Here is a 22,168-nt window from a genome sequence, read left to right as displayed (position 1 = left end):
CAGCTTCTGGATGAAGAATCGGGGCTGCACTACAACCGCTTCCGCTACTACGACCCGCAGGCCTGCTGTTACTTAAGTCCGGACCCGATAGGGCTGGCGGGGGGCGAGAATACTTACGGGTATGTGCATAACCCGCTGGGATGGATAGATCCCTTAGGGTTGGCAGCTTGTCCACTGGCAAACGCTGGTAAACTTAAACCACCGTTAGCGAAACCAGGCGAGGACTTATTTGTTGGCACATATAGCCAAGTCCGTGGAGCAAATATAAAGAGTGGTCTTAATCCAACCCATACACCGCATCATGCTATTCAGAATGCTGTTAGTCCGACGACACATGCTCGAGGAATAACGATAAACATGCGTAAAGATCTGCACGAATTAACATGGACATATAAAAAACCGTTTGTCCGAGGTTTAACAAATAGGCAATACCTAGCAAGAGACATTGTTGACCTGAGAACTATATTCCGTAATGCTGGATATAGTAAGGACGTTGTTAATAGGCAGTTGTCTGAGCTAATCAAACAAAACAAAGCATTATGGAAAGCTATGGAGCTATGAATATGAACAGAAATGAAGCGCTGTCTTTCTTACGTCATAATCAACCGATGCCGGATGATGACGTTTTAACACAAGAACTAATTAATAAATATGATGAGGCAAGAAAGTTTTTCATTGCTTATCCTGACAAAGAGGCAATCTCATTATTCCTTAACTCTTATGGTAATGGAGATGGGTGGGGAGTATATCAATTAGTAGAAGATTTTTTTTATAAATGCCATCGCGATGATGTAGTGTTGGAAATACAAAAAACATTAGAAAACCCATCTGTAACCGACAATGTAAGATACTGGGTTACCCAAGTATCAGCAGCATTCGCTGATGCCAAACTAAAAAAAGGCTTGGAAATATCGCTAAAATCGAAGAATGAAGATATCCGAGAGGCAGCACAGTTATCTCTTGATATGATTGATGACTAATATTAGAACGGGGAGATAATATTTGGATCTTTCCGGTTTTTTTATCTGTTGTTACGCTAATACATTATCCTGTTGCACCTGAATCACCACCTTGCCGGGCATCACGTTGATCGCCAGCGGTTGCTCGGTCAGGCCGCATTGCGTCAGCCAGTCCTCTGGCAGAGACAGATTGCCGTTATCCCGTATCTAGTTCACGCAGCCACAGCCAGCCAGAACCCGGTTTAAAATTCGCCGGCCAGCTTCTGGATGAAGAATCGGGGCTGCACTACAACCGCTTCCGCTACTACGACCCGCAGGCCTGCTGTTACTTAAGCCCGGACCCGATAGGGCTGGCGGGTGGGCATAACCCGTATGCGTATGTGCCAAACCCTCTATCTGCAATAGATCCTCTGGGTCTTGCTACATGTAAAGTATACAGACAAATAACGCCTGATGATTTGGCTAGACTGGAACAAGGATTGGGGATAAAACCAAAAGGAATTAGTGGGTCAATTGCAGATCATGTCAAAGGCCTTGATACTGAACATATCTCAGCATCTCTTACAAAAGAAGCAACAAACCGGTTTAGAAGTGGTAATGGATTAATAGAAATTGACGTAAAAAAAGCCATACAAGGTGGGGCGAAATTTATTGATCATAATAACGTTCTCCAAGCGGCTGAAAAATTTGGTTCACTTATTACTAGAAGAGATGCAAAAAGGGCTTTAGAAGTCTTGTTTAAAGGCGAAATTCCTTTTGATGCGATAAAAATCATTGGAAAATAAAGGAGTAAGAATATGCCTGCTTTGTCTGAGTATACAAATGTATATAATACTGCGTTGAATATTCTTGATAAGAAAGGGTTTAGCACTTGGTATGATGATGAGATAGATATGTTTTGCGCTGAGAAAGATGGATGGGATTTTATGGCGGAATCCCCCTGTGCTCTCCTCGGTGTTGTATCTATCTATGAATATAAAAAACCTAGTTCATATAGCGAGTATTGGTGGCGGTTAGAGGAGAAAGATCTTTTCCCTGATACACAAACGAAGAAACCATCTTATGTATCTGTTATAGAAAAGAAATAATAAAATAAACCGAGGAGATCCTATCTGGTTCTTCTCGGCTTTTTTATCTGTTGTTACGCTAATATATTACCCTGCTGAGTCCTAATCACCACCTTGCCAGGCATCACGCTGATCGCCAGCGGTTCCCGGTCAGGCCACACTACGTCAGCCAGTCCTCTGGCAGAGACAGATTGCCGTTATCCCGTATCTAGTTCACGTAACCACAGCCAGCCAGAACCCGGTTTAAAATTCGCCGGCCAGCTTCTGGATGAAGAATCGGGCCTGCACTACAACCGCTTCCGCTACTACGACCCGCAGGCCTGCTGTTACTTAAGCCCGGACCCGATAGGGCTGGCGGGGGGGCTGAACTTATATAGTTATGTTCCGAACCCACTGACATATATTGATCCGCTAGGTCTTTCATCTTGTAGTGCTGGTTCAGGGAAATATCAGGCCGAAAATGTTCTAGGGAGAAAAGTCTATAAGAATACTGTAGATATTAATCCCGGAGCTCCAAGTTCAGTTCATCCGAGTGTACATAAATCAGTTCGCCAAAAAGTTGCTGATGGATGGACTAACTTAGATTTAATGAATAATGGGTATGCTCCAATTGGACCTGATGGCAAACAAATTAACCTCCACCACATACTTGGTAAGGAGCCTGGACCTATGGTTGAGTTGGTATCATCGACACATAAACAATATCATAAGCAATTACACGGATTAATTGAAAATGGTAATAGCTTTAGACATAACGGAAGTCTTGCTTATCAATATGATACATTCAGAGCGGATTATTGGAAACTTCGTGCTTTAGACTTTATGTGAGGAATTAAGATGAAAGATATTGAAAGCTTAATTAGTAAACTATCTTCTACAACTAAGCATGAAGTTTTTTGGTTAGGTGCTGTAGATCAAGAGCAAATTACTAAATTAGAGAGTGCATTATCTTTTAGATTACCGGAAGACTTTAAATTTTTCTTGGAAAAAACCGGTGGTGGTGGAGTTGTTGAGCAAGAAATATCAGGGATTGAAGATAATGATGCGTTGGCTGAGTTCGGTGGTACAGTTTATTATGATACAATGTATTGCCGTAATGAATACTTTCTTCCTGATAATTTGGCAGTGATTTATTTTAAAGATGATGAAATTTGCTGGTGTTTAAATACATCACCAGATAATTTTGGGGAAGTGGTTAGTTATGATGTTTTCCTAAAGAGATATACACAGATAATGCATCGCTCATTTAAAGATTTTTTTGAAGAGTATGTTAATTTAAGATGTTAATAATTAAACAGGAAAGCCCCTCTTCGGAGCTTTCCTGTTTTTTGCCGCTATATCAGCATATTCCCCTGCTGCACCTGAATCACCACCTGACCGGGCATTACGCTGACTGATCGCTAGCGGTTGCTCGGTCAGGCCGCACTGCGTCAGCCAGTCCTCTGGCAGAGACAGATTGCCGTTATCCCGTATCTAGTTCACGTAACCACAGCCAGCCAGAACCCGGTTTAAAATTCGCCGGCCAGCTTCTGGATGAAGAATCGGGGCTGCACTACAACCGCTTCCGCTACTACGACCCGCAGGCCTGCTGTTACTAAGCCCGGACCTGATAGGGCTGGCGGGGGGCGAGAATACTTACGGGTATGTACATAATCCTCTGTCATGGGTCGACCCATTAGGCTTAGCAGGATGTTCTACCACACTTGGTAGGAACATGATGGAGGCGATGGGACTGCCGCGTTCTACGAAATGGACTGGGCATCAAGCCCACCATATAATCCCGAAAGAATTAGCTAACCATCCAGCATTAAAGAAGATCAAATATTATATTGACGATGCCGGAAACGGTATCTTCCTCAGAAGAGTCGATGATGGCACTAGTGCGATGGCAAGGCATCAGGGAAGTCATGATGGATATACACAAGCAGTTAAAAATGCTTTGGATAAAATAGATCTTAATCAATCTAAAGGCGCTATTTTGAATCAAGTGAAAGAAATCCAAGGAATTTCTCGGAAAGGGTTAGAGAATGGCTACCCAATCAGACCACTTGATATGGATAAAGCAGGTGGTGCATTAGGAAATGGAAAGGTTAATGCTGTCTGGACTAATATTTTCACTAAAGGTGGCTGGTAATGGATCAAAGATACATAATCGAACCTATTGAATTTGCATTTACAAATGCTCTCTTTAAAGGGTTGTCTGAAGCTATAAGCCAGAAGGTTATTGTTATTAATAATGTTGATGATGCTTATAAGTATGCGTTTGAGCAGAACCTCCCATCGGGTTATAAAGTTTGGAATGATACGATTGAACAATGTCGTAAATCTTTAAGGAAAAATAAGAAGTTCCAAGAGGCTTATGATTTTGTTAATGGTAATCTTGAAAGTTTACAGGTTAAAAATGCATCATCACTTATTGAGTTTAGAAAGAAGAGAATAAAGAAAACGAATACCGCTCATGATGACTTTATTTTCTCTGAAGCTAAAGAAGATGCGTTTTTTGTATTGTCTACAGTAGCGGTCAATAGATACTTAGATAACTTTATAAAAGACTCCTTTCTTGAAGATATATATGCACTTTACAAAGCAGGTGCGTGGCCGTGTGGTATGAAAGGAAGTGTCATCTTGGTTTTTGACCCAGCATCGCTTAGTTAATATTATTAACTCTTTAGATTAAATGTGTAAATAAAAGCCGGGAAGGGCCTCTTTGGGTCTTCCCGGCTATTTTTTTATCTGTTGTTACGTCACAGATTACCCTGCCGAACCCAAATCACCACCTGACCGGGCATTACGCTGATCGCCAGCGGTTGCCCGGTCAGGCCGCACTGTGTCAGCCAGTCCTCTGGCAGAGACAGATTGCCGTTATCCCGTATCTAGTTCACGTAACCACAGCCAGCCAGAACCCGGTTTAAAATTCGCCGGCCAGCTTCTGGATGAAGAATCGGGGCTGCACTACAACCGCTTCCGCTACTACGACCCGCAGGCCTGCTGTTACTTAAGCCCGGACCCGATAGGGCTGGCGGGGGGCGAGAGGCCCTATGGGTATGTTCATAATCCGACGGGATGGATAGATCCTTTAGGGTTATCTACCTGTCCCAATACCGTTAAAGAAATCCCACGAGGGGATAACCCTTATCAAACTCGAATAGATCCAGCGATACCAGGGAGGCCAGATCCTGCATTCTCAATTGACACTCGTACATTTAATAGTGGGGTTGCTACATCAAAAGGTGGTATTAGAAATAGTCAAGAATTTTGGCAACAATGGACGAAATTACAGCCTGACTCACTAAGCAAGAGTAATTTATATAGAATACAAGAGTTGGGACTTTCACCGAAGATCGATAACACATGGATAAAAGCCTTCCCTGAGCATGTAAACTATAAAGGGGATACTATAATTCATCACCATGTTGACTTTGGCCCTTATGCAATTCCAGTTCCAGGGAGCACTCACGTTGGTAGTGGTGGTGTCTGGCATACAAAATAGTAGAGGTTATTATGCTATTAACTATTGAAGAGATAGAGTCCCAATTAGATAAAAAATTCTCACCGTTCGATGGTGAGATGGATGATTTAATTTTGACAAAAAGAAAATTTCCTATTAGCAACTTAGAATCCTCTGAAAAAACTTTGGATATTACTTTTCCAAGTGATTTTGTATCTTTTTTAAAGAAGTATGATATTGATAATTTCTCTCTTGGTAATGTAGCTTTTGGTTCTGGTGGTGACTATCTTGAAAAAATTATAGCTCTTAATGATAAGGATAACTTTAGTCATTGGTGGGTTGGTAATACTAGACCTAGGGGAGTTATTGTTATAGCATTGTCAGATCCATATGCGATCTTATTAAATACAAATGACTGTAAAATTTATGCTATAACGAGTGAGGAGAGAGCAAGTGATCGGGAGCCTATAGCGATAGATTTTAACAAATTTATCCGTGGGGTAGGTTCAGTCTTCTTGAAAGCATGTTCACGTAATGAGATAGAAATTTTGGTCGGTTCAAAAAATAGTGAGTTTTGGACGGTGATTTAAATATTAGTTTTCAGCCGTAAAGTTCCTCTCTGGATCTTTACGGCTATTTTTATGTGTTGTTACGCCAACATATTACCCTGTTGCACCCGAATCACCACCTTACCGGGCATCACGCTGATAGCCAGCGGTTGCCCGGTCAGGCCGCACTGCGTCAGCCAGTTCTCTGGCAGAGACAGCTTGCCGTTATCCCGTATCTAGTTCACAGCAATATTATGATCTTCAATATGGTCAAGGTCGTAAAACTAGGCCAACTGATATCCAGTATGTATCAAAATGGAAATAAAACTCTTGATGATTTCTTTAGGAATATCTAATAGATAATTCAAATGTTGCAGTGGAAAAATTGATTCGTTTCTTTGATGAAATGAATAAATAGCAAATGAGATATCTCGTATCTTTACGAGAAGGTGATGAGAATGATGCTGTAAAAGCGAAAGAAGAGTGGGGGGTGTATGTTTTTTGTGCGATCTTGTTTTTTTGTTTACACTCTTAAATTCTATGTAATTACATCCATGAATTTAAATCCTAAAAGTGACATTTTCCAAGCTTTTAAAATTATTGTAATTAAATAACGTTGTTGTATTTTAAAAGTGAGTCTTTGATTTTTTAAATGTCTAAATTGGCAATGATGGTGTTGAATTTTTTATATTTTAAATCTAACTATTTCATAATTATATGCTGTTATTTTTTATTAAATAGCAAGTCATTTTTATCGCTAATGGTTTGATAGTGACGCGCTATTCATCTATATCATTAGAAAGAAATAAACCTTGAGGTCAGTTTGTTTAATAATAGAACCCGAGAAAGCAATACCGATGCAATAAAGACGGAGAATAGCAGTGTGAATCTTAGGGTGATGTCTGATAAATTATAGGCACTAGAGATAAAATAGAATATGCCATCGTGGAGAATATAAACTCCTATCATCGATGGGCTGATATAAGCTAGTGTCTTTCTTATCCATTCATATTTAGTATCAAAATTATCAAAGATAACAAACAGACATAGACTCAAAATGAGTACATGAAAGTTATCAAGAAAATAGCCAGCATTAACCGTTTTATACACGTGCAGAGACATAAAGCTCTCATAGAAATACATCGATATAGCTGTAGGGACGATCAATAGTTTAGCCGCTATTCTGACTTTTATGTTTTTAGTGATTTCTCTACCTTTGGTTGAACAGAGAAAACGTCCGACCATATAGTAAAATACCCATGTCCAAAGCCTGAAGTACTGGGGGAAATCGATTAAATAAGGTCTTTCGGTAAAAGTACTGATAATATCAATGGAAACTGAAAAGATTAATAATCCACCTAAGGTAAAGAAGGTTTGCCTGTTATTTTTAAGTATTTTAGATATTATCGGATTTATTACATAAATAAGCGCGATGCTAAATAACAGCCAGCTTTGCAGGAAATAACCTTTTTTAAATCCATCTTCATTGATGAAGTAAAATAAAACGTTCCAGAATATTATGATTGTTAAAATGGATTTGATCTTTCTTAATATATCCTGCCTTGTGATTTCTTCAATCGAGTCAATATAACCTATTATCATGAAAAACAGCGGTGTTGCTATAATAGATAAGAAATAGAGGATACTCATAACCTCACCGCTTAAAAAACAGCTGTCGGAACAGGTTTTACTAGCAGAGTAGAATGTGACCGCAGAAAAGCAGCTAAGGCTCTTTAGCGCATGGAGGCCGACATTTCTCATAATTGAATCGTCACAAAAGAGGGGAGTCCAGAGGGCAAAGCGATGCCCTTTATCATCTGACTTGGTGCAATTTTTTTTGGCTGACTGTGTCTGATCACATACCGCAGTTTGTTCATTGTCACACCTTGGGTTTGCAACAGAAAACTCGCTATCTCATCTATTCATTTTAAGATATCTTTGCACAAAACGAAATTTCTGTCACCGTTCATAGTGACTAACTGAAATTCATAACATCAGGTAGGAATTTTGCCATCACTCCCTCGTTTATTCCCCCTTTGTTCTTACCTTTTAACTCTATTTTGCCAATCCGTTAATTTTTATTGGTGTCAGAGTATTCCTACACAAAAGCGTCTCACTGTCCTATATAACCTAAAAATGCCCTGTGTTTTACTGATTGAACATAAAATCCGTCGGTAAGATAGCGGCCATAAATTAAAGAATCGCTTCTACAACCATAAGGAAGTTGATTGCTTAGGTTCTCAGCAAAAAAGATCGCGTATTGGCGTAAGTTTGCCTTGAACCCGGATTGGTGCTTTGCACGTTGATGTGGGGATAGGCAGTCCGTGGCCTGCATGGAGCCTGATATTACGGGTAAAGGCATGGATTATCTTTTTTGTTCGACGTCTTATTTTAGGATGTGAGTAAAATGATAAGTTGCATGGTGGTAGATAATGATAGATATCTGACCCTTGGGATCATATCTATGGTTAAAAAAATATTTACCGGAATGGGAAGCAAGGAAGATATTAAGTTTTATAAGCGTCCATTCCATCCAGTTGATGTTGTATTTATCGGCGTTGATGAATCCAACTTTTTTGAGGCGTTAGCCCGCCTAGAGAAAATAGCGCTGGATACTAAGGTTTTCCTGATTGCGGATTTAAGGTTAAGTAGTTTCTTTCAGGGAATCCCCGGATTCCATAATGTCACCATGATTTATCGTGAAGAAACTATAGACAGCCTAGAGTCCAAAATTACCGGCGTTATTAAACGAACATTCCGTATCCTCACTGAAGCTGCATCCGATCGTAAAGTAGATCAGCATGAAGTCGTTCAGAATGATGAGCAAAACTTTCTTACGCCAAGTGAAAATGCCGTTCTGGCGTTGTTCAATGAAGGCTTTTCCGGCGGTGATATCGCCAAAATCCTTAAGAAGAGTCAAAAGACTGTGAGCGGGCAAAAGCGCTCTGCGATGAGAAAGTTGGGTGTAAGAACTGATGTTGAATTGATTAAGATGTTTATGTTCAAGTAAAGAAGTTTAGATATACATGCGTCAACGTCTATTGTTGACTTAAACATCGGGCACTGAATTTGCCTTTTTGACACCGATGACACCACGGTGATTGCTAATTTTACCGTCAGGAGTTTAAGGGGTACTCAGTCCCCATCGATAGGGGACTGGTAGATAAGAGGGTTAAATATTTTTCAGCTTGGCTACAGTGCTATCAATATCGATTTCGTGATCGGAGAAGGTATAAGTCACGTTTTGATGAGTGGTTACCGATAGCATTTTCAGGGGAACCGTTTTTTCCGCAATGTTTTCTTCCTGCGGGCGAATTTTATTCATCAACAGTCCAACAGAAAGCACGGTATTAGCTTTATCCACCTCTGCCTGAGCCGGTACTTCTTTAGTAAATGTTTTGAAAGACTTAATGCTGGTAAGTTTGATTCTCTCATTGGCAATAAAAATGTATTTGCTCTCAATGGCAACTTTAACTGCAAAAGCTGATAAACCTTTGCTGTTGGTCGTTGGTTCAAAAGTCACTTCCGCATTTTTCTTAATCATCTCGGGATTAGCAACTTTAATAACGTGAAAATAACGGTTATCTCCGTTTTCATCGGTGATAAAACCAAAACCTTTATCTTCAAAAAAAGTTGTTATTCTACCGTTCATCATGTATCTCGTTTAAGCCAGTCTATTAGTTGCCTATGATACAGGGGAATGCTTTACAGATACAGCCTGAGACCTTTGCCACGTTTATTAGCATTGGGAATCACCATAGATTTGGTTGCAACTTAGGCAGAAATGCAAAGTATTCACACTGACAGTGTGGCAGAGATTGGTGATTCTATCTGTTTTTCTCTTTTTTGTGATCTACATTCTGGACAAAACATCGTTCAATTGCTGTACTGTAATTGACACGGTTGTTGTGTCCAACTATTCACGTAAAGGTATGTTTGATGTCTAAGATTAAAGGTAGCGTTAAGTGGTTCAATGAATCCAAAGGTTTCGGCTTCATTACCCCAGAAGATGGCAGTAAGGACGTTTTCGTTCATTTCTCTGCCATCGCTAGCAATGGTTTCAAAACTCTTGCTGAAGGCCAGCGTGTAGAATTTGAAATCACGAACGGTGCCAAAGGGCCATCTGCTGCTAATGTTATCGCTATCTAAGTAGCCAATATTCTTAAAAACCCGCCCTATGGGCGGGTTTTTTTATGGCTGAAAATAGAGCCAGAGCCCGTTTTCGATGATTACAGTATGAGATGACCGTCCGATAAAACCTGGGTCTGGTTGTTGAGATTCAGGCAGTGAGGCTACAGCTCATCTTAAACGTTATCTTGAAATACTAGAATAAATAAACCTTCAGGAATGCCAGCGAGATCAATACGCAAAGGCCAACCATCAGTAATTCTGTTAGTGTTTTAGGTGATCCAAACATGTTATTTATCCCGCGTTTCAGTGCATTAAGGTGAAACTGTTCTCAGGATACGGATTATCTAATTTGAAACTTAAGAAAACATTAAGGGGATAAATAGCGCACTTAAAAGTGAGAGGAGTCCCCGATTTTTGCTTTTTTACTGTGCGCTCCACATGTTCACTAACATAAAGGCCAGCATTGTCATAGCTAACGAACCCGCCAGATTGAATAATATAGTCAGCCCGGCCCAAATGAATTTACTGTCTTGTAGCAAGTACACCACTTCCAGCGAAAAAGTTGAGAATGTTGTCAGCCCGCCGCAAAAGCCAGTTGTTATTAGCATTTTCCAAACTGGATCAAGGTGCGTCATTCGATTGAATAAGGCTAATGTCAGGCCAATAATAAAAGCGCCAACCAGGTTAACAGTGAGAGTGCCAATAGGTACGTTGGGAGATAACCCGTTTAATTTCATGCTGATAAGCCAACGTAGCGTACTGCCAACGCCACCGCCGATAAAGACTGCCAGTAATGTGGGGAACATAAACACCTTTCTTGTTATCAGGGAGTTTGCAGAAAGGCTTAGGCGTAATTCTACGCACCTTTCTGAGAAGGTAACGTAGACATCATCAGCCTTGAGGGGCGGTTATGGAGGAATGTCATCTCCAGAGCTTTAATTGGATATTACACTGACTTTTTCTTATTTTAAACCCTGAAAGTTTGGTAGCCTATTCGCGATTACATCGTGATACTTAAATGACCAAGGAACAAGCGTGAAAATCCGAAAGGTGAAACCCGGTGACGAAGCTGCCATCTCTGAATTATTGATAGCATTAGATTATGCAGGAACAGATGGTTTTTTAAACCAGCGTTTGCTACAGCTTATTGGGCATCCCGATAGCGGTTTGCTGGCTGCGACTATCAATGATGTTGTTTGCGGTTTTATTTCATTGCATTTTATCCCGCAGATCGCGCTGGCCGGTGATTTCTGTCGGATCAGTTATTTATGTGTGAGTGAGAAGGTCAGGGGAGCAGGAATCGGTAAGCAACTTCTGGATGAAGCTGAAAAGATGGCGCGCGAACGTGGCTGTGATCGTATGGAATTACACAGTCATTCCCGTCGAGTGAAAGCTCATGCTTTTTATCTGCGGGAAGGCTATGCAGAATCACCGAAATATTTTACCAAGTGCTTAACTGAATAGGTATTTAGCTCGCTAGCTCAATACGGTCTCTGCCATTATCTTTAGCGTGATATAAAGCGGAGTCAGCGGCTTTTAACCACTGTTGATAATTGGTCATTTCTGGTTTGAATTCTGATACACCAGCGCTGACTTTGAGCTGCAGCCCCGGCGATTGATTAAAGACAATTCCAGCCAGTTTTTCCTGAATACGCCCTAATACCTCGCAGGCCTGTTCCGCCGAAGTATTAGGGAGGATAGCGCCAAATTCATCCCCGCCGTAGCGGCCGACGATATCTACGGCTCTTAGCCCCAATAATAGCTCCTCGGCAAGCGCCGTAATGGCATCATCACCAACCGCGTGACCAAAAGTATCATTGATGGTTTTAAATTTATCGATATCCAGCAGCACCAAGGACGCGCTGTGTTTATAGCGACGGCAGCTATCAAACTGATTATGAAGCTGATGTTCCCAGTGGCGTCGGTTATACAGCCCGGTTAATCCATCTCTCACGCTAATACGCAAAAGCTCCTCTTTGTTATCTGCCAGGCGTTTGGCTGTGCGATACGTCACCCAACCAAGTAACGATGGATAAATAAAAATCATCGGTAAACAGCTATATACCTGAATTGGTGTGGTTTGCGGCTGGAAAGGTAGTTGAAATATCCAGGCGACCAGTAAGCAACCTATTATCTGTAGGCCAAGGCCTTTAAGAAAAAAAGATTTTCCGCCTGATGCGATATTGTTCATGCTCATCATCGATAAGATGACCACGGAGGGCAGGGCATTAAACGACATTACCGCCACCCATACGCCGCCTGAAATAGAATCCAGGCTTAAATTCAGCATTTCCTGGCGATGCGGGGAATTGGCTCGAAGGGATAATTGATAGGCTAGGTGTGGCCAAATTAACCCGTTTATGACTAGCAGTGCCCACATCCACAACGGAGTTTGTCGGGTGATTAGCACTGATAAGACGCATAACATACCGATACCCAAGCCAAATATCCGGGGTAGGTAGATGCGGCGGGCAAAACTCAATCCGGCCTCGCGCGAATTTGCTCTGCTATATAAGGACAATTGACGCGCTCCGAATAAATCTGATTTTGGGGAATGTTAAAGAATCGACATTCAGCATGAGTCAGAATTTAATTAAGCAGACTCCTGCATAAATCATAGTTCAGGAACGAAATCTGTTACATATTACTGTTGTTTTATCCGGTATTTTATTCGTAAATAATCCACAATTAAGTTAATCCTATTTTGAGTCCTGAACGAATAAGAAGGTATGTATGGAAGGTATCAGTATTACCAAGCTCTTAGTGGTAGGTATATTGATTGTGCTGCTGTTCGGCACCAGTAAACTGCGCACTTTGGGGGCTGATTTAGGTGCGGCGCTGAAAGGCTTTAAAAAAGCAATGGGCGATGATAAAGCTCCGCCAGCCGATATCGCAGAAACTAAAGTTGTGCCGCCGGTAGAGCATAAAGACTAGTTCTAGTTTTATTTACTGCATGGAAATTGCAGATGGTCTGAATGAAAACGGATATCCAGGTGGAGATCCGTTTCAGGCTATTTGCGATTTGAGTTGTAATAAATTATGTCTATTTAACGCGGTTTTTCGCAACTAAAAACCAGCCCAGATATGAATTCAGGCTTATATGATTATTTGACTTCCTCGCCTTTGGCTTGCAAGTCCGCATGATAAGAAGAGCGGACGAAAGGACCACAGGCTGCGTGGGTAAAGCCCATAGCCATGGCTTCGGCTTTCATCTCATCAAACTCATCCGGGCTGACGTAGCGCTGAACCGGTAAATGATGGCGGCTAGGCTGCAAATACTGGCCCAAAGTCAGCATGGTCACGCCATGACGACGTAAATCGCGCATGACTTCAACGATTTCTGCGTTGGTTTCACCCAGACCCACCATCAGACCAGATTTGGTCGGAATATTTGGGTGCGCTTCTTTGAAACGTTCCAGCAGCTTCAATGACCATTCATAGTTAGCGCCTGGACGAACCTGACGATAGACCCGCGGCACGTTTTCCAGGTTATGGTTAAACACGTCAGGCGGCGTTGCAGTCAGAATATCTAATGCGCGATCCATACGGCCACGGAAATCTGGCACTAATGTTTCGATCTTGATCGTTGGGTTTTTGGCACGAATTGCCGCGATACAGTCAGCAAAGTGCTGAGCACCACCGTCGCGTAAATCATCGCGGTCAACGGATGTGATTACCACGTAACGCAACCCCATATCTTTAATGGTTTGCGCCAGCTTTTCTGGCTCGTTGGCGTCTGGCAGAGTTGGACGACCATGCGCTACGTCACAGAACGGGCAGCGACGAGTACAGATTGCGCCGAGGATCATAAAAGTCGCAGTGCCGTGATTGAAACACTCTGACAGGTTAGGGCAAGAGGCTTCTTCGCAAACCGAATGCAGGCCGTTTTTGCGCATCGCCGCTTTGATGCCTTGAATACGGCTGGAATCAGCAGGAAGCTTGATTTTCATCCACTCGGGTTTACGTAACAGCTCCTGGCGTTCAGTCACCACGGTTTTCACCGGGATTAACGCCATTTTATCTGCATCACGGTATTTTACGCCGCGTTCCATCTGAATCGGTTTACTCATAATCGTGCAGGTTCCAGTTCTGAATCTCTAATATGAGATTTTTCATTAAAATCAACGAAATGAGACATTCGTTAAAAATTATTTGAAAATTGTTTAAAAATTATATCATCTTTCCCCCGATTCGTTCAGCCCCCAATTTTGTATGAGTTTGTGCTTTCAGGTAGCAGAATCCTACGGGAGAAACCTTATAAAGGATGATAATCCTCTGCCTGCCAAGGCTGAAGAACGGCATCCACGTAGCCCAATTGGCGAATAAACTCTTGCACCAGAATGGGTTGCACATCGCTGAGCGTTGTTCCTGGCCGGTATGCACTCACTTGTGTCATCTCCATACCGGCGTAACCGCAAGGGTTTATGCGCTGAAACGGTGACAAATCCATATCGATATTCAGCGCTAGCCCGTGGAACGAGCAGCCTTGACGAATACGCAAACCCAAAGAGCAGACTTTCTTTTGCCCGATATAGACGCCGGGCGCATCTGGTCGGGCGTGGGCCTCAATACCAAAGTGAGCCAAAGTTTCTACCACGGTATTCTCAATCGCGGTAACCAACTGGCGAACGCCGATTTTTGCACGTTTCAAATTGATCAGAACATACATTACCTGCTGGCCGGGGCCATGGTAGGTAACCTGTCCGCCACGATCGCTTTGAATGACAGGGATATCTCCCGGCATCAGCAGGTGTTCGGCTTTCCCAGCTTGGCCTTGCGTAAATACCTGATGGTGTTCTACTAGCCAGATTTCATCTGGGGTAGTTTCATCGCGACATTCAGTGAAGGCGTGCATGGCTTGAGATACAGGTGCATAGGGTTGTAGCCCTAGCTGGCGCAAAATGATCTTGTGTTGTTGCAAGCGAGACATCATCTGGTTACAGAAAGGGTGGCGTCAGTATACCAGCACCACCGCAGGGAACCAGTGTTGACCGGTGAAAAAACGGAAGTGTGATAATAATTACGCATGAATCACGGATATATAGATAAAATAAGGCCCGAGTTAATTCGGGCCTCTATTCGTTTTTTACGCGGTGTTACAGCGCAAAAATCTATGGGTATTTATATTGAATCAAATAGATATGGTTTAAATTACAGAACCATACGAACCAGTTCAATTTTACCCAGTTCTTCATACAGGGTTTCTACCTGCTCAATGTGTTCTGCATTGATGGTGATAGAGACGGAGTGATAGTTGCCTTTGCTGCTCGGTTTTACCTCAGGGGTATAATCGCCCGGAGCATGGCGCTGTACCACTTCAACCACCTGGTCAACCAGCTGTGGTTCAGCAATGCCCATCACCTTGTAGGTAAAGGAACAAGGGAACTCTAGCAGTTCGTTCAGTTTAGTTTTCATGTGCGCTCCTGGGTTGCGACCGGACAGTTGATAAGGCGAAATGCAAATCACTTCCGGCATTAAAAATTATAACTCCCGCCGGAGCGGGAGCTTCATAATATTTATAATATGGGGGCAGTCTTCAGACTTTCAAGCCTGTGACCTTAGCCGAACCAATGGTGGAACATCAGTTTGATGTAATCCACCATGCGGCTGAAGAAACCACCTTCTTTCACTTCGTTCATCACCACCAGCGGGCGTTGTTCGATAGTTTTGCCGTCCAACTGGAAGTTGATGCTGCCAACTACCTGATTTTTTGCCAAAGGTGCGTGGATTTCTGGCGTGTTCAGCACGTAGCTGGCTTTAAGATCTTTCATACGACCGCGCGGAATAGTCAGATAAACGTCTTTATCAACGCCCAGCTGTACGCGATCGGTGTCCCCGAACCAGACTGGCTCAGAAGCGAACTCTTTACCGACTTTCAATGGCGCTACGGTTTCAAAGAAGCGGAAGCCCCATGTCAGCAGTTTTTTGCTTTCGGTTTCACGGCCTTTGTAGGTGTGACCACCCAGAACCGCGGAAATCAAACGCATCTGGCCTTCGGTAGCGGAGGCAACCAGATTGTAGCCAGCGGCTTCGGTATGGCCGGTTTTGATACCGTCAACGTTCAGACTGGTATCCCACAGTAAACCGTTACGGTTCATCTGACGGATATTGTTGAAGGTGAATTCTTTTTCTTTATAAATGGCGTATTCGTCTGGAACGTCGCGAATCAATGCCTGACCAATCAACGCCATATCACGAGCGGAGCTGTATTGACCTTCGGCATCCAGACCGTGAACAGTTTTGAAATGGGTATTTTTCAAGCCCAGCGCATTCACATAGTTGTTCATCAGATTCACGAAGGAATCCTGACTGCCAGCAACGTAATCAGCCATGGCCACGCAGGCATCGTTACCGGATTGCAGATTAATACCGCGAGTTAGTTTGGAGACCGGAACCTGATCCCCCGGTTTCAGGAACATCAATGACGAACCCTGGAATACCGGATTGCCGGTTGCCCAGGCGTCTTTGCCTACGGTAACCATGTCTTCGGGGCCGATTTTCCCAGATTTGATCGCCTGGCCGATAACATAGCTGGTCATCATTTTGGTCAGACTGGCAGGGTTACGGCGCGCATCGGCATTCATTTCTGCCAATACTTTTCCGGAGTTGTAGTCAATCAGTACATAAGCTTCCGCGTCGATTTGTGGCACGCCGGGAATCATGGTTTTCATATTGACGTCGTCGGCGTTAGCAACAGAAGCTGCGCTCATGACGATAACGGTGCCGAGCGTTATGCTCTTGATAAAACGAGAAGTAGTTACATATTTCATGATCAGGACAACAACATCCGTGGGGTAAGTTAAGAACGTGCCACACTATAGCAGATGAGGTCTTGGCAGACATCAGGCAATCCCCATCTCTTGCGGCGTTTACACATTTTTACGTGTGGGTGGCAACCCGACATTTTAAAGCCTAACCTTCTGTTTATACACAGATTAGGCTCTAATTTTTCTTGAAACAGCAAAATTGCTACAAGGCGTTTCCAAAAGAATCAGATAGCCAGTTATTATGGCTAACTACGGCCCAGTGATGATAAATGACTGCTGCTGCGCTTCTGAAGATAAACGCTGTTGCAGTTCTGCGGCCTGTTGGCGGCTGCTGAACGGGCCTAACTGTACCCGATGAACGTTTCCAGCGCTGGACACTTTACCCGGTACGCCAAAACGTTGGCTCAGAGCCTGCTGCCAGGTAGAGGCGCGCTGGGCATCGCTTAATGCCCCAACCTGCACGATGTAAGCACCGGAAGCTGAAGCGGATGATGCCGCAGGAGCTACCGAGGTTATCGGACCGGGAGGACTGACCACCGGCGGCGTTACCGGCTCGGCGCTTTCCAGCACGCCGGAAGGCAACGAGGACGGCGCACGTAGGAAACCGCTGCTTTGCGCGGCTACGGGCTGCGCGGCATCGGCACCGGATAAGTTGCTGTTTTCAATTGGACGAACTGGCGCGTCGTTGACGGGGGCGTCCTGCTGAATGGGGTTGCCCATCGCTCCAGACGTTAAATCCGGGCGGCTTGGCAGAGCGTAGCTTTGCTTGGCAATAGTGGTCCCAACCATACCTGGGCCGGAGAGGGAACCGTCAGGTGCAACATTGATAAAATCAATTTTCACCTTGGTATTGTTAGAGATATTCAAGCGATCTGCTGCAGCTTTGGATAAATCAATCACACGTCCCGGAGTATAAGGGCCACGGTCATTGACCCGCACCACGATTTGGCGGCCATTGCTCACGTTGGTGACCCGCACGTAGCTAGGAATAGGCAGGGTAGGGTGAGCGGCGGTTAGCGCATTAGGATCGAAAGTTTCGCCGGTGGCAGTCGTGTTGCCATTGGCTTCTTCACCATACCAGGCAGCCAGACCGGTCTGGCTGAAGTTTTGCGGATCTTTGATGACGCTATAGGATTTCCCGTTCACTTTGTAATCCTGATTAAAATTAGGATTAAAAGGTTCATAACGAGGTTCCGCTCCGCCGATCTCTTCAATCGGCCCATTATAAGTCTGCTGAGTTTGTTCTATAGGTGCTTGATTTTCCGTAGTACAAGCTGATAACAGCACGCTGACGACGCCGATCCAAAGCCATTCCTTACGCATTGCTCACCTCTATAAATTTTTAGATAACATTTTTCGATGAGTATGTATCGACATCACGATACCAAACCCGGCCATCAGGACTATCAGCGCCGAGCCACCGTAGCTGACCAAAGGCAAAGGTACGCCAACTACGGGTAGAATTCCACTGACCATACCAATGTTAACAAACACATACACAAACAGTATCAGCATCAGCCCACCGACCATCACTCGGCCAAAGGTGGTTTGCGCATGAGCGGCGATTACCAACCCACGCATAATAGTACAAAGATACAGACCCAGCAGAACCAATACGCCCACCAGACCTAATTCTTCTGCTAATACCGCAAAAATAAAGTCGGTATGGCGTTCTGGAAGGAATTCTAGCTGGGACTGAGTGCCCTGTAGCCAGCCTTTACCCACTAAACCGCCGGAGCCGATAGCGATTTTGGATTGAATAATATGGTAGCCCGCGCCCAATGGATCACTTTCCGGATCCAGCAGCATCATGACGCGGTCTTGTTGGTAACCGTGCATCAGGAAGAACCAAAGTATCGGGATAAAGCAGGCGACCAGTACGGCGGCGATGGCAATCAAACGCCAACTCATTCCGGCCAGGAACAGTACAAATAATCCGGACGCTGCGACCAGAATTGACGTCCCGAGGTCGGGCTGAGCAGCCACCAGCAGGGTTGGCATAAAGATCAGAATGAGTGCAATACCAGTATTTTTTAATGTTGGCGGACAAACGTCCCGGTTCATAAAGCGCGCCACCATCAGCGGGACGGCGATTTTGGCTATTTCCGACGGCTGGAAGCGCACAAAGCCGAGATCCAACCAGCGCTGTGCGCCTTTACTGATTTGGCCGAAGGCATCGACCAAAACCAATAAAATCACGCAAACAATATACAGATAAGGTGCCCAGCTTTCGTAGACGCGCGGAGGAATCTGCGCCATTACGATCATCACGCACAGGCCAATGGCGATTTGGCCGAGCTTGCGCTCCATCATGCCGACATCCTGTCCGCTGGCGCTCCACATCACGAAGGCACTGTAGGCCAGTAGCGAAAGAATGCAGATCAGAAACGGTAGATCGATATGCATTTTGGACCACAGAGATCCTTTTTGTTGGCGTTCAGTCATGATGTACCTTAATCACCTTCAGTGCCGGGAGGCGTCGGTGCCGCATCCGGTAATTCAGTATTATTATCACCTAACAGTATGTGATCGAGGATCTGGCGGGTAATAGTCCCCACAGCAGGACCCGCGCCGCCGTTTTCCAGAATAATCGCTACGGCTACCGTCGGGTTATCATAAGGGGCAAAGGCCGTCATCAGCTTATGGTCACGTAAATGCTCGGCCACTTTGTGCGCGTTATAGGTCTCATAGCTGTAAACCTGCGCAGTACCTGACTTGGCTGCCGCTTTATACGGTGTACCTTCGAAAAATTTACGGCCTGTGCCGTTCGGGCGGTTGGCTACGCCATACATACCGTCTTTCGCCAGTTCCCAAAAGCCTGAGTGAATATCGCCAATCTGGATCTGTTTTTCCTGACGATAAGGCACCAGCACGCCGTCTACTTTGGTATTTAGCAGCAAATGCGGATTTTTCACATCACCGTCATTGATTAATGTCATCAACGCTTTTGCCATTTGAATGGGTGTTGCCGTCCAGTAGCCTTGACCGATACCTACGGGAATAGTATCCCCTTGATACCAAGGTTTTTTATGGCGCTTTTGTTTCCATTCACGCGTTGGCATGATGCCCGCACGTTCTTCTGATAAATCAATGCCGGTATATTCGCCATAGCCGAATTTGCTCATCCATTCGGAAAGGCGATCAATCCCCATGTCATAAGCAACCTGATAGAAGAAGGTATCCGCTGATTCTTCAATGGCTTTGGTGACATTCAGGCGCCCGTGGCCCCATTTTTTCCAGTCGCGATAGCGTTTTTCTGAGCCAGGTAACTGCCACCAACCGGGATCGAATAGGCTGGTATTTTTATTGATCACGCCTGCGCTTAAAGCCGAAACGGCAATATAAGGTTTTACCGTAGAAGCCGGCGGGTAAACGCCTTGAGTCGCGCGGTTGATCAACGGGCGGTTCGGGTCATTGAGCAGACCCTGATAATCTTTGTTGGAAATACCGTCGACGAACAGGTTCGGATCATAGCTGGGGTTGGATACCAGCGCCAGAATTCCGCCGGTGCGCGGATCGGTGACCACAACCGCTGCGCGGCTACCGCTTAGCAGTTGTTCAATATAGGTTTGCAGATGCAGATCCAGCGTCAGGTAAATATCTTTACCTGCCTGCGGCGGTTGCTCATGCAGTTGACGAATAACCCTGCCACGGTTATTTACTTCTACCTCTTCATAACCGGTTTTACCGTGTAATACCGGTTCGTAATAGCGTTCTATACCCAGTTTGCCAATATCGTGGGTCGCGGCGTAATTGGCCAGAATGCCTTCTTTATCCAATCGCTCGACGTCTTTGTCGTTTATTTTGGATACGTAGCCAATAACGTGAGTGAGTGCGGAACCGTAAGGATAAAAGCGGCGTTGGTAGCCTTTGACTTCAATTCCGGGAAAGCGGAATTGGTTAACCGCAAAGCGGGCGACCTGAACTTCGGTCAACGGCGTTTTGACAGCAATAGAGGTAAAGCGTCGGGAACGTTTGCGTTCTTTTTCAAAGTTCGCAATATCTTCATCAGTCAGATCGACAATAGGACGTAATGCATCGAGAGTCGCTTTTAGATTCTCGATTTTCTCTGGCATTAATTCGAGCTGATAAATCGTGCGATTCATCGCCAAAGGAATGCCATTGCGGTCATATATCATGCCGCGACTAGGAGCAATAGGAACCAGTTTTATGCGGTTTTCATTAGAACGGGTGCGGTAATCTTCAAAGCGAACAATTTGTAAATTGTACAAATTGGCGATCAACACCCCGATAAGTAAAACAATACCTAGAAACGCCACGAGAGCGCGGCGCACAAACAGGGCTGATTCAGCCGTATAGTCGCGAAAAGGGTTACGTTCTTTTTTCATCCCGCTAAACACTTACTCTGGTCAAAGTCACCACGTTGCTCAGGCTGATCACCCGATTATTCCCGGTGGTAAGGATGATTGGTCGTAATACTCCAGGCACGATACAGGCTCTCTGCCACCAGTACGCGCACTAAAGGATGAGGTAGCGTCAGCGGAGAGAGCGACCAGCTCTGCTCTGCTGCGGCTTTACAGGCCGGAGCCAGTCCTTCCGGCCCGCCAATAAGTAGGCTGACGTTGCGGCCATCCTGCTTCCAGCGTTCCAGCTGATGGGCTAACTGAGGAGTTTCCCAGGGCGTGCCTGGGATATCCAAAGTGACAATGCGGTTGTTTTTACCGACCGCCGCCAGCATCAGTTCGCCTTCTTTTTCCAGAATACGTTTGATATCCGCATTCTTGCCCCGTTTTCCGGCCGGTATTTCTATCAGCTCAAAAGGCATGTCTTTAGGAAAACGGTGCAGATAATCCATAAAGCCGGTCTGCACCCAGTCCGGCATCTTAGTGCCGACGGCTACCAGTTGCAGTTTCACTCTTTAGCCCCAGAGTTTTTCAAGTTCATACAGGCGACGACTTTCTTCTTGCATCACATGTACGATAACGTCGCCCAGATCGACAACGATCCAGTCAGATACGCCTTGGCCTTCGATTCCTAATGGAATCATGCCTGCTTTACGGGATTCTTGTACCAAATTATCGGCCAAAGCCATAACGTGGCGGGTAGAAGTACCGGTACAGATAATCATGCAATCGGTAATGCTGGATTTACCTTTCACGTCGATAGAAAGAATGTCTTGGCCTTTCAAGTCATCGAGCTTGTCGATAACAAATTCTTGGAGCGCTTTACCTTGCAAAGGTTCCCCCTCAGGTGATTTATGTCCATAACCTTCGCTGATAATACGTTT

The 22,168-nt window shown here is 44.5% G+C and carries 28 protein-coding genes, 3 pseudogenes and 1 riboswitch; of the genes and pseudogenes, 15 read left to right on the top strand and 16 right to left on the bottom strand.

Annotation, left to right across the window (positions count from 1 at the left end; genetic code table 11):
* The coding region (locus DBA33_RS12500; protein ID WP_162975201.1) for an RHS repeat-associated core domain-containing protein at window positions 1-561 on the top strand (561 nt) is incomplete at its 5' end.
* Window positions 562-563: 2 nt separating this feature from the next.
* Window positions 564-980, top strand: coding sequence for a hypothetical protein (locus DBA33_RS12495; RefSeq protein WP_162975200.1), 417 nt, complete (start codon window positions 564-566; stop codon window positions 978-980).
* A gap of 51 nt (window positions 981-1,031) precedes the next feature.
* On the opposite strand, the gene DBA33_RS20970 is transcribed toward DBA33_RS12495, so the two are convergent.
* Window positions 1,032-1,148, bottom strand: coding sequence for a type I toxin-antitoxin system SymE family toxin (locus DBA33_RS20970; protein ID WP_256966743.1), 117 nt, complete (start codon window positions 1,146-1,148; stop codon window positions 1,032-1,034).
* Window positions 1,149-1,186: 38 nt separating this feature from the next.
* Between DBA33_RS20970 and DBA33_RS20965 the strand changes: the two are divergent.
* From DBA33_RS20965 to DBA33_RS12455, 7 genes and pseudogenes are all read left to right on the top strand, one after another.
* Window positions 1,187-1,387, top strand: a pseudogene (locus DBA33_RS20965) (RHS repeat-associated core domain-containing protein); the annotation flags it as partial.
* A 369-nt stretch (window positions 1,388-1,756) separates the two neighbouring features.
* Entirely contained in the window at window positions 1,757-2,047 is a 291-nt protein-coding gene (locus DBA33_RS12480; protein ID WP_120806568.1) for a hypothetical protein, read from the top strand.
* 207 nt (window positions 2,048-2,254) lie between these two features.
* Window positions 2,255-2,458, top strand: a pseudogene (locus tag DBA33_RS20960) (RHS repeat-associated core domain-containing protein); the annotation flags it as partial.
* A 66-nt stretch (window positions 2,459-2,524) separates the two neighbouring features.
* Window positions 2,525-2,854 (top strand): HNH/ENDO VII family nuclease, encoded by a 330-nt coding sequence (locus DBA33_RS20955; protein WP_276148118.1) that lies wholly within the window; start codon window positions 2,525-2,527, stop codon window positions 2,852-2,854.
* Between the two features lie 9 nt (window positions 2,855-2,863).
* A complete protein-coding gene (locus tag DBA33_RS12470; RefSeq protein ID WP_120806566.1) occupies window positions 2,864-3,313 on the top strand; it encodes an SMI1/KNR4 family protein in 450 nt (149 codons plus the stop codon).
* Between the two features lie 221 nt (window positions 3,314-3,534).
* A pseudogene (locus DBA33_RS12460) lies at window positions 3,535-4,160 on the top strand (AHH domain-containing protein); the annotation flags it as partial.
* Window positions 4,160-4,681: a hypothetical protein gene (locus DBA33_RS12455; protein WP_064512417.1), complete on the top strand. Its 522-nt coding sequence runs from the start codon at window positions 4,160-4,162 to the stop codon at window positions 4,679-4,681. The pseudogene DBA33_RS12460 and the gene DBA33_RS12455, both read left to right, overlap by 1 nt.
* Before the next feature lie 89 nt (window positions 4,682-4,770).
* Here the strand turns inward: DBA33_RS12455 and DBA33_RS12450 are convergent, their stop codons facing one another.
* Window positions 4,771-4,860, bottom strand: a complete 90-nt coding sequence (locus DBA33_RS12450) for a SymE family type I addiction module toxin (RefSeq protein WP_240442703.1) — start codon at window positions 4,858-4,860, stop codon at window positions 4,771-4,773.
* On the opposite strand from DBA33_RS12450, the gene DBA33_RS21165 reads away from it, so the two are divergent.
* Window positions 4,854-5,516, top strand: coding sequence for an RHS repeat-associated core domain-containing protein (locus tag DBA33_RS21165; RefSeq protein ID WP_205582775.1), 663 nt, complete (start codon window positions 4,854-4,856; stop codon window positions 5,514-5,516). The two genes, DBA33_RS12450 and DBA33_RS21165, sit on opposite strands and share 7 nt — an antisense overlap.
* Window positions 5,517-5,527: 11 nt before the next feature.
* On the top strand, window positions 5,528-6,064 hold the full coding sequence (locus DBA33_RS12440; RefSeq protein ID WP_120806565.1) for an SMI1/KNR4 family protein: 537 nt from the start codon (window positions 5,528-5,530) through the stop codon (window positions 6,062-6,064).
* Between the two features lie 59 nt (window positions 6,065-6,123).
* On the opposite strand, the gene DBA33_RS20940 is transcribed toward DBA33_RS12440, so the two are convergent.
* Together DBA33_RS20940 and DBA33_RS12430 are read right to left on the bottom strand one after the other, a co-directional pair.
* Entirely contained in the window at window positions 6,124-6,240 is a 117-nt protein-coding gene (locus DBA33_RS20940; protein WP_276148117.1) for a SymE family type I addiction module toxin, read from the bottom strand.
* A 577-nt stretch (window positions 6,241-6,817) separates the two neighbouring features.
* The gene (locus DBA33_RS12430; protein WP_064512419.1) at window positions 6,818-7,783 is read right to left on the bottom strand and encodes an acyltransferase family protein; all 966 of its coding nucleotides are present in this window, start codon (window positions 7,781-7,783) and stop codon (window positions 6,818-6,820) included.
* A 658-nt stretch (window positions 7,784-8,441) separates the two neighbouring features.
* Between DBA33_RS12430 and DBA33_RS12425 the strand changes: the two genes are divergently transcribed.
* Window positions 8,442-9,032, top strand: coding sequence for a LuxR C-terminal-related transcriptional regulator (locus DBA33_RS12425; protein ID WP_064512421.1), 591 nt, complete (start codon window positions 8,442-8,444; stop codon window positions 9,030-9,032).
* Window positions 9,033-9,194: 162 nt separating this feature from the next.
* On the opposite strand, the gene DBA33_RS12420 is transcribed toward DBA33_RS12425, so the two are convergent.
* Complete coding sequence (locus tag DBA33_RS12420; protein ID WP_049596799.1) at window positions 9,195-9,674, bottom strand: cold shock domain-containing protein; 480 nt, start codon at window positions 9,672-9,674, stop codon at window positions 9,195-9,197.
* 287 nt (window positions 9,675-9,961) lie between these two features.
* On the opposite strand from DBA33_RS12420, the gene cspE reads away from it, so the two are divergent.
* Window positions 9,962-10,171, top strand: coding sequence for a transcription antiterminator/RNA stability regulator CspE (cspE, locus tag DBA33_RS12415; protein ID WP_002210315.1), 210 nt, complete (start codon window positions 9,962-9,964; stop codon window positions 10,169-10,171).
* 404 nt (window positions 10,172-10,575) lie between these two features.
* Here the strand turns inward: cspE and crcB are convergent, their stop codons facing one another.
* Window positions 10,576-10,959, bottom strand: a complete 384-nt coding sequence (crcB, locus tag DBA33_RS12410; RefSeq protein WP_049596798.1) for a fluoride efflux transporter CrcB — start codon at window positions 10,957-10,959, stop codon at window positions 10,576-10,578.
* Window positions 10,960-11,028: 69 nt separating this feature from the next.
* Window positions 11,029-11,091, bottom strand: a riboswitch (Fluoride riboswitch).
* Between the two features lie 97 nt (window positions 11,092-11,188).
* On the opposite strand from crcB, the gene DBA33_RS12405 reads away from it, so the two are divergent.
* Window positions 11,189-11,617: a GNAT family N-acetyltransferase gene (locus DBA33_RS12405; protein ID WP_064512423.1), complete on the top strand. Its 429-nt coding sequence runs from the start codon at window positions 11,189-11,191 to the stop codon at window positions 11,615-11,617.
* A gap of 4 nt (window positions 11,618-11,621) precedes the next feature.
* Here the strand turns inward: DBA33_RS12405 and DBA33_RS12400 are convergent, their stop codons facing one another.
* Window positions 11,622-12,674 (bottom strand): diguanylate cyclase, encoded by a 1,053-nt coding sequence (locus DBA33_RS12400; RefSeq protein ID WP_071889703.1) that lies wholly within the window; start codon window positions 12,672-12,674, stop codon window positions 11,622-11,624.
* 212 nt (window positions 12,675-12,886) lie between these two features.
* Here DBA33_RS12400 and tatA point away from each other — a divergent pair, with 212 nt between their 5' ends.
* On the top strand, window positions 12,887-13,087 hold the full coding sequence (gene tatA, locus DBA33_RS12395) for a Sec-independent protein translocase subunit TatA (protein WP_049596796.1): 201 nt from the start codon (window positions 12,887-12,889) through the stop codon (window positions 13,085-13,087).
* Between the two features lie 170 nt (window positions 13,088-13,257).
* On the opposite strand, the gene lipA is transcribed toward tatA, so the two are convergent.
* From lipA to rsfS, 9 genes are all read right to left on the bottom strand, one after another.
* Window positions 13,258-14,223 carry a lipoyl synthase gene (gene lipA, locus DBA33_RS12390; protein ID WP_049596795.1) on the bottom strand — a complete coding sequence of 322 codons (966 nt, stop codon included), beginning with the start codon at window positions 14,221-14,223 and terminating at the stop codon, window positions 13,258-13,260.
* A gap of 185 nt (window positions 14,224-14,408) precedes the next feature.
* The gene (lipB, locus tag DBA33_RS12385) at window positions 14,409-15,086 is read right to left on the bottom strand and encodes a lipoyl(octanoyl) transferase LipB (protein ID WP_162975199.1); all 678 of its coding nucleotides are present in this window, start codon (window positions 15,084-15,086) and stop codon (window positions 14,409-14,411) included.
* A 218-nt stretch (window positions 15,087-15,304) separates the two neighbouring features.
* Window positions 15,305-15,568, bottom strand: a complete 264-nt coding sequence (gene ybeD, locus DBA33_RS12380) for a DUF493 family protein YbeD (RefSeq protein WP_064512426.1) — start codon at window positions 15,566-15,568, stop codon at window positions 15,305-15,307.
* Window positions 15,569-15,711: 143 nt separating this feature from the next.
* Window positions 15,712-16,923, bottom strand: a complete 1,212-nt coding sequence (gene dacA / locus DBA33_RS12375) for a D-alanyl-D-alanine carboxypeptidase DacA (RefSeq protein WP_049596793.1) — start codon at window positions 16,921-16,923, stop codon at window positions 15,712-15,714.
* 246 nt (window positions 16,924-17,169) lie between these two features.
* Window positions 17,170-18,243 (bottom strand): endolytic peptidoglycan transglycosylase RlpA, encoded by a 1,074-nt coding sequence (rlpA, locus tag DBA33_RS12370; RefSeq protein ID WP_120806564.1) that lies wholly within the window; start codon window positions 18,241-18,243, stop codon window positions 17,170-17,172.
* Between the two features lie 9 nt (window positions 18,244-18,252).
* Entirely contained in the window at window positions 18,253-19,365 is a 1,113-nt protein-coding gene (gene mrdB, locus DBA33_RS12365) for a peptidoglycan glycosyltransferase MrdB (protein ID WP_049596791.1), read from the bottom strand.
* An 8-nt stretch (window positions 19,366-19,373) separates the two neighbouring features.
* Window positions 19,374-21,269, bottom strand: a complete 1,896-nt coding sequence (mrdA, locus tag DBA33_RS12360) for a peptidoglycan DD-transpeptidase MrdA (RefSeq protein ID WP_064512429.1) — start codon at window positions 21,267-21,269, stop codon at window positions 19,374-19,376.
* A 56-nt stretch (window positions 21,270-21,325) separates the two neighbouring features.
* Window positions 21,326-21,796 (bottom strand): 23S rRNA (pseudouridine(1915)-N(3))-methyltransferase RlmH, encoded by a 471-nt coding sequence (gene rlmH / locus DBA33_RS12355; protein ID WP_064512431.1) that lies wholly within the window; start codon window positions 21,794-21,796, stop codon window positions 21,326-21,328.
* Window positions 21,797-21,799: 3 nt separating this feature from the next.
* On the bottom strand, window positions 21,800-22,117 hold the full coding sequence (gene rsfS, locus DBA33_RS12350; RefSeq protein ID WP_049596788.1) for a ribosome silencing factor: 318 nt from the start codon (window positions 22,115-22,117) through the stop codon (window positions 21,800-21,802).
* Between the last annotated feature and the right edge of the window lie 51 nt (window positions 22,118-22,168).

The organism is Yersinia sp. IP36721 (genome assembly GCF_003634395.1).
GTDB lineage: Bacteria > Pseudomonadota > Gammaproteobacteria > Enterobacterales > Enterobacteriaceae > Yersinia > Yersinia entomophaga.
The sequence above is the reverse complement of the archived record's forward strand: the minus strand, read 5'-3'. Positions and strand labels throughout refer to the sequence as shown.

Bases quoted from the DNA above. Each gene is read 5' to 3' on its own strand.
- lipB (WP_162975199.1), bottom strand. From the start codon at position 15,086: ATGATGTCTCGCTTGCAACAACACAAGATCATTTTGCGCCAGCTAGGG.
- DBA33_RS12470 (WP_120806566.1), top strand. From the start codon at position 2,864: ATGAAAGATATTGAAAGCTTAATTAGTAAACTATCTTCTACAACTAAG.
- mrdB (WP_049596791.1), bottom strand. From the start codon at position 19,365: ATGACTGAACGCCAACAAAAAGGATCTCTGTGGTCCAAAATGCATATC.
- lipA (WP_049596795.1), bottom strand. From the start codon at position 14,223: ATGAGTAAACCGATTCAGATGGAACGCGGCGTAAAATACCGTGATGCA.
- DBA33_RS12425 (WP_064512421.1), top strand. From the start codon at position 8,442: ATGGTGGTAGATAATGATAGATATCTGACCCTTGGGATCATATCTATG.
- DBA33_RS12430 (WP_064512419.1), bottom strand. From the start codon at position 7,783: ATGAGAAATGTCGGCCTCCATGCGCTAAAGAGCCTTAGCTGCTTTTCT.
- ybeD (WP_064512426.1), bottom strand. From the start codon at position 15,568: ATGAAAACTAAACTGAACGAACTGCTAGAGTTCCCTTGTTCCTTTACC.
- DBA33_RS12480 (WP_120806568.1), top strand. From the start codon at position 1,757: ATGCCTGCTTTGTCTGAGTATACAAATGTATATAATACTGCGTTGAAT.
- crcB (WP_049596798.1), bottom strand. From the start codon at position 10,959: ATGTTCCCCACATTACTGGCAGTCTTTATCGGCGGTGGCGTTGGCAGT.
- DBA33_RS12495 (WP_162975200.1), top strand. From the start codon at position 564: ATGAACAGAAATGAAGCGCTGTCTTTCTTACGTCATAATCAACCGATG.
- cspE (WP_002210315.1), top strand. From the start codon at position 9,962: ATGTCTAAGATTAAAGGTAGCGTTAAGTGGTTCAATGAATCCAAAGGT.
- rlpA (WP_120806564.1), bottom strand. From the start codon at position 18,243: ATGCGTAAGGAATGGCTTTGGATCGGCGTCGTCAGCGTGCTGTTATCA.
- DBA33_RS12420 (WP_049596799.1), bottom strand. From the start codon at position 9,674: ATGAACGGTAGAATAACAACTTTTTTTGAAGATAAAGGTTTTGGTTTT.
- tatA (WP_049596796.1), top strand. From the start codon at position 12,887: ATGGAAGGTATCAGTATTACCAAGCTCTTAGTGGTAGGTATATTGATT.
- dacA (WP_049596793.1), bottom strand. From the start codon at position 16,923: ATGAAATATGTAACTACTTCTCGTTTTATCAAGAGCATAACGCTCGGC.
- DBA33_RS12440 (WP_120806565.1), top strand. From the start codon at position 5,528: ATGCTATTAACTATTGAAGAGATAGAGTCCCAATTAGATAAAAAATTC.
- mrdA (WP_064512429.1), bottom strand. From the start codon at position 21,269: ATGAAAAAAGAACGTAACCCTTTTCGCGACTATACGGCTGAATCAGCC.
- DBA33_RS12455 (WP_064512417.1), top strand. From the start codon at position 4,160: ATGGATCAAAGATACATAATCGAACCTATTGAATTTGCATTTACAAAT.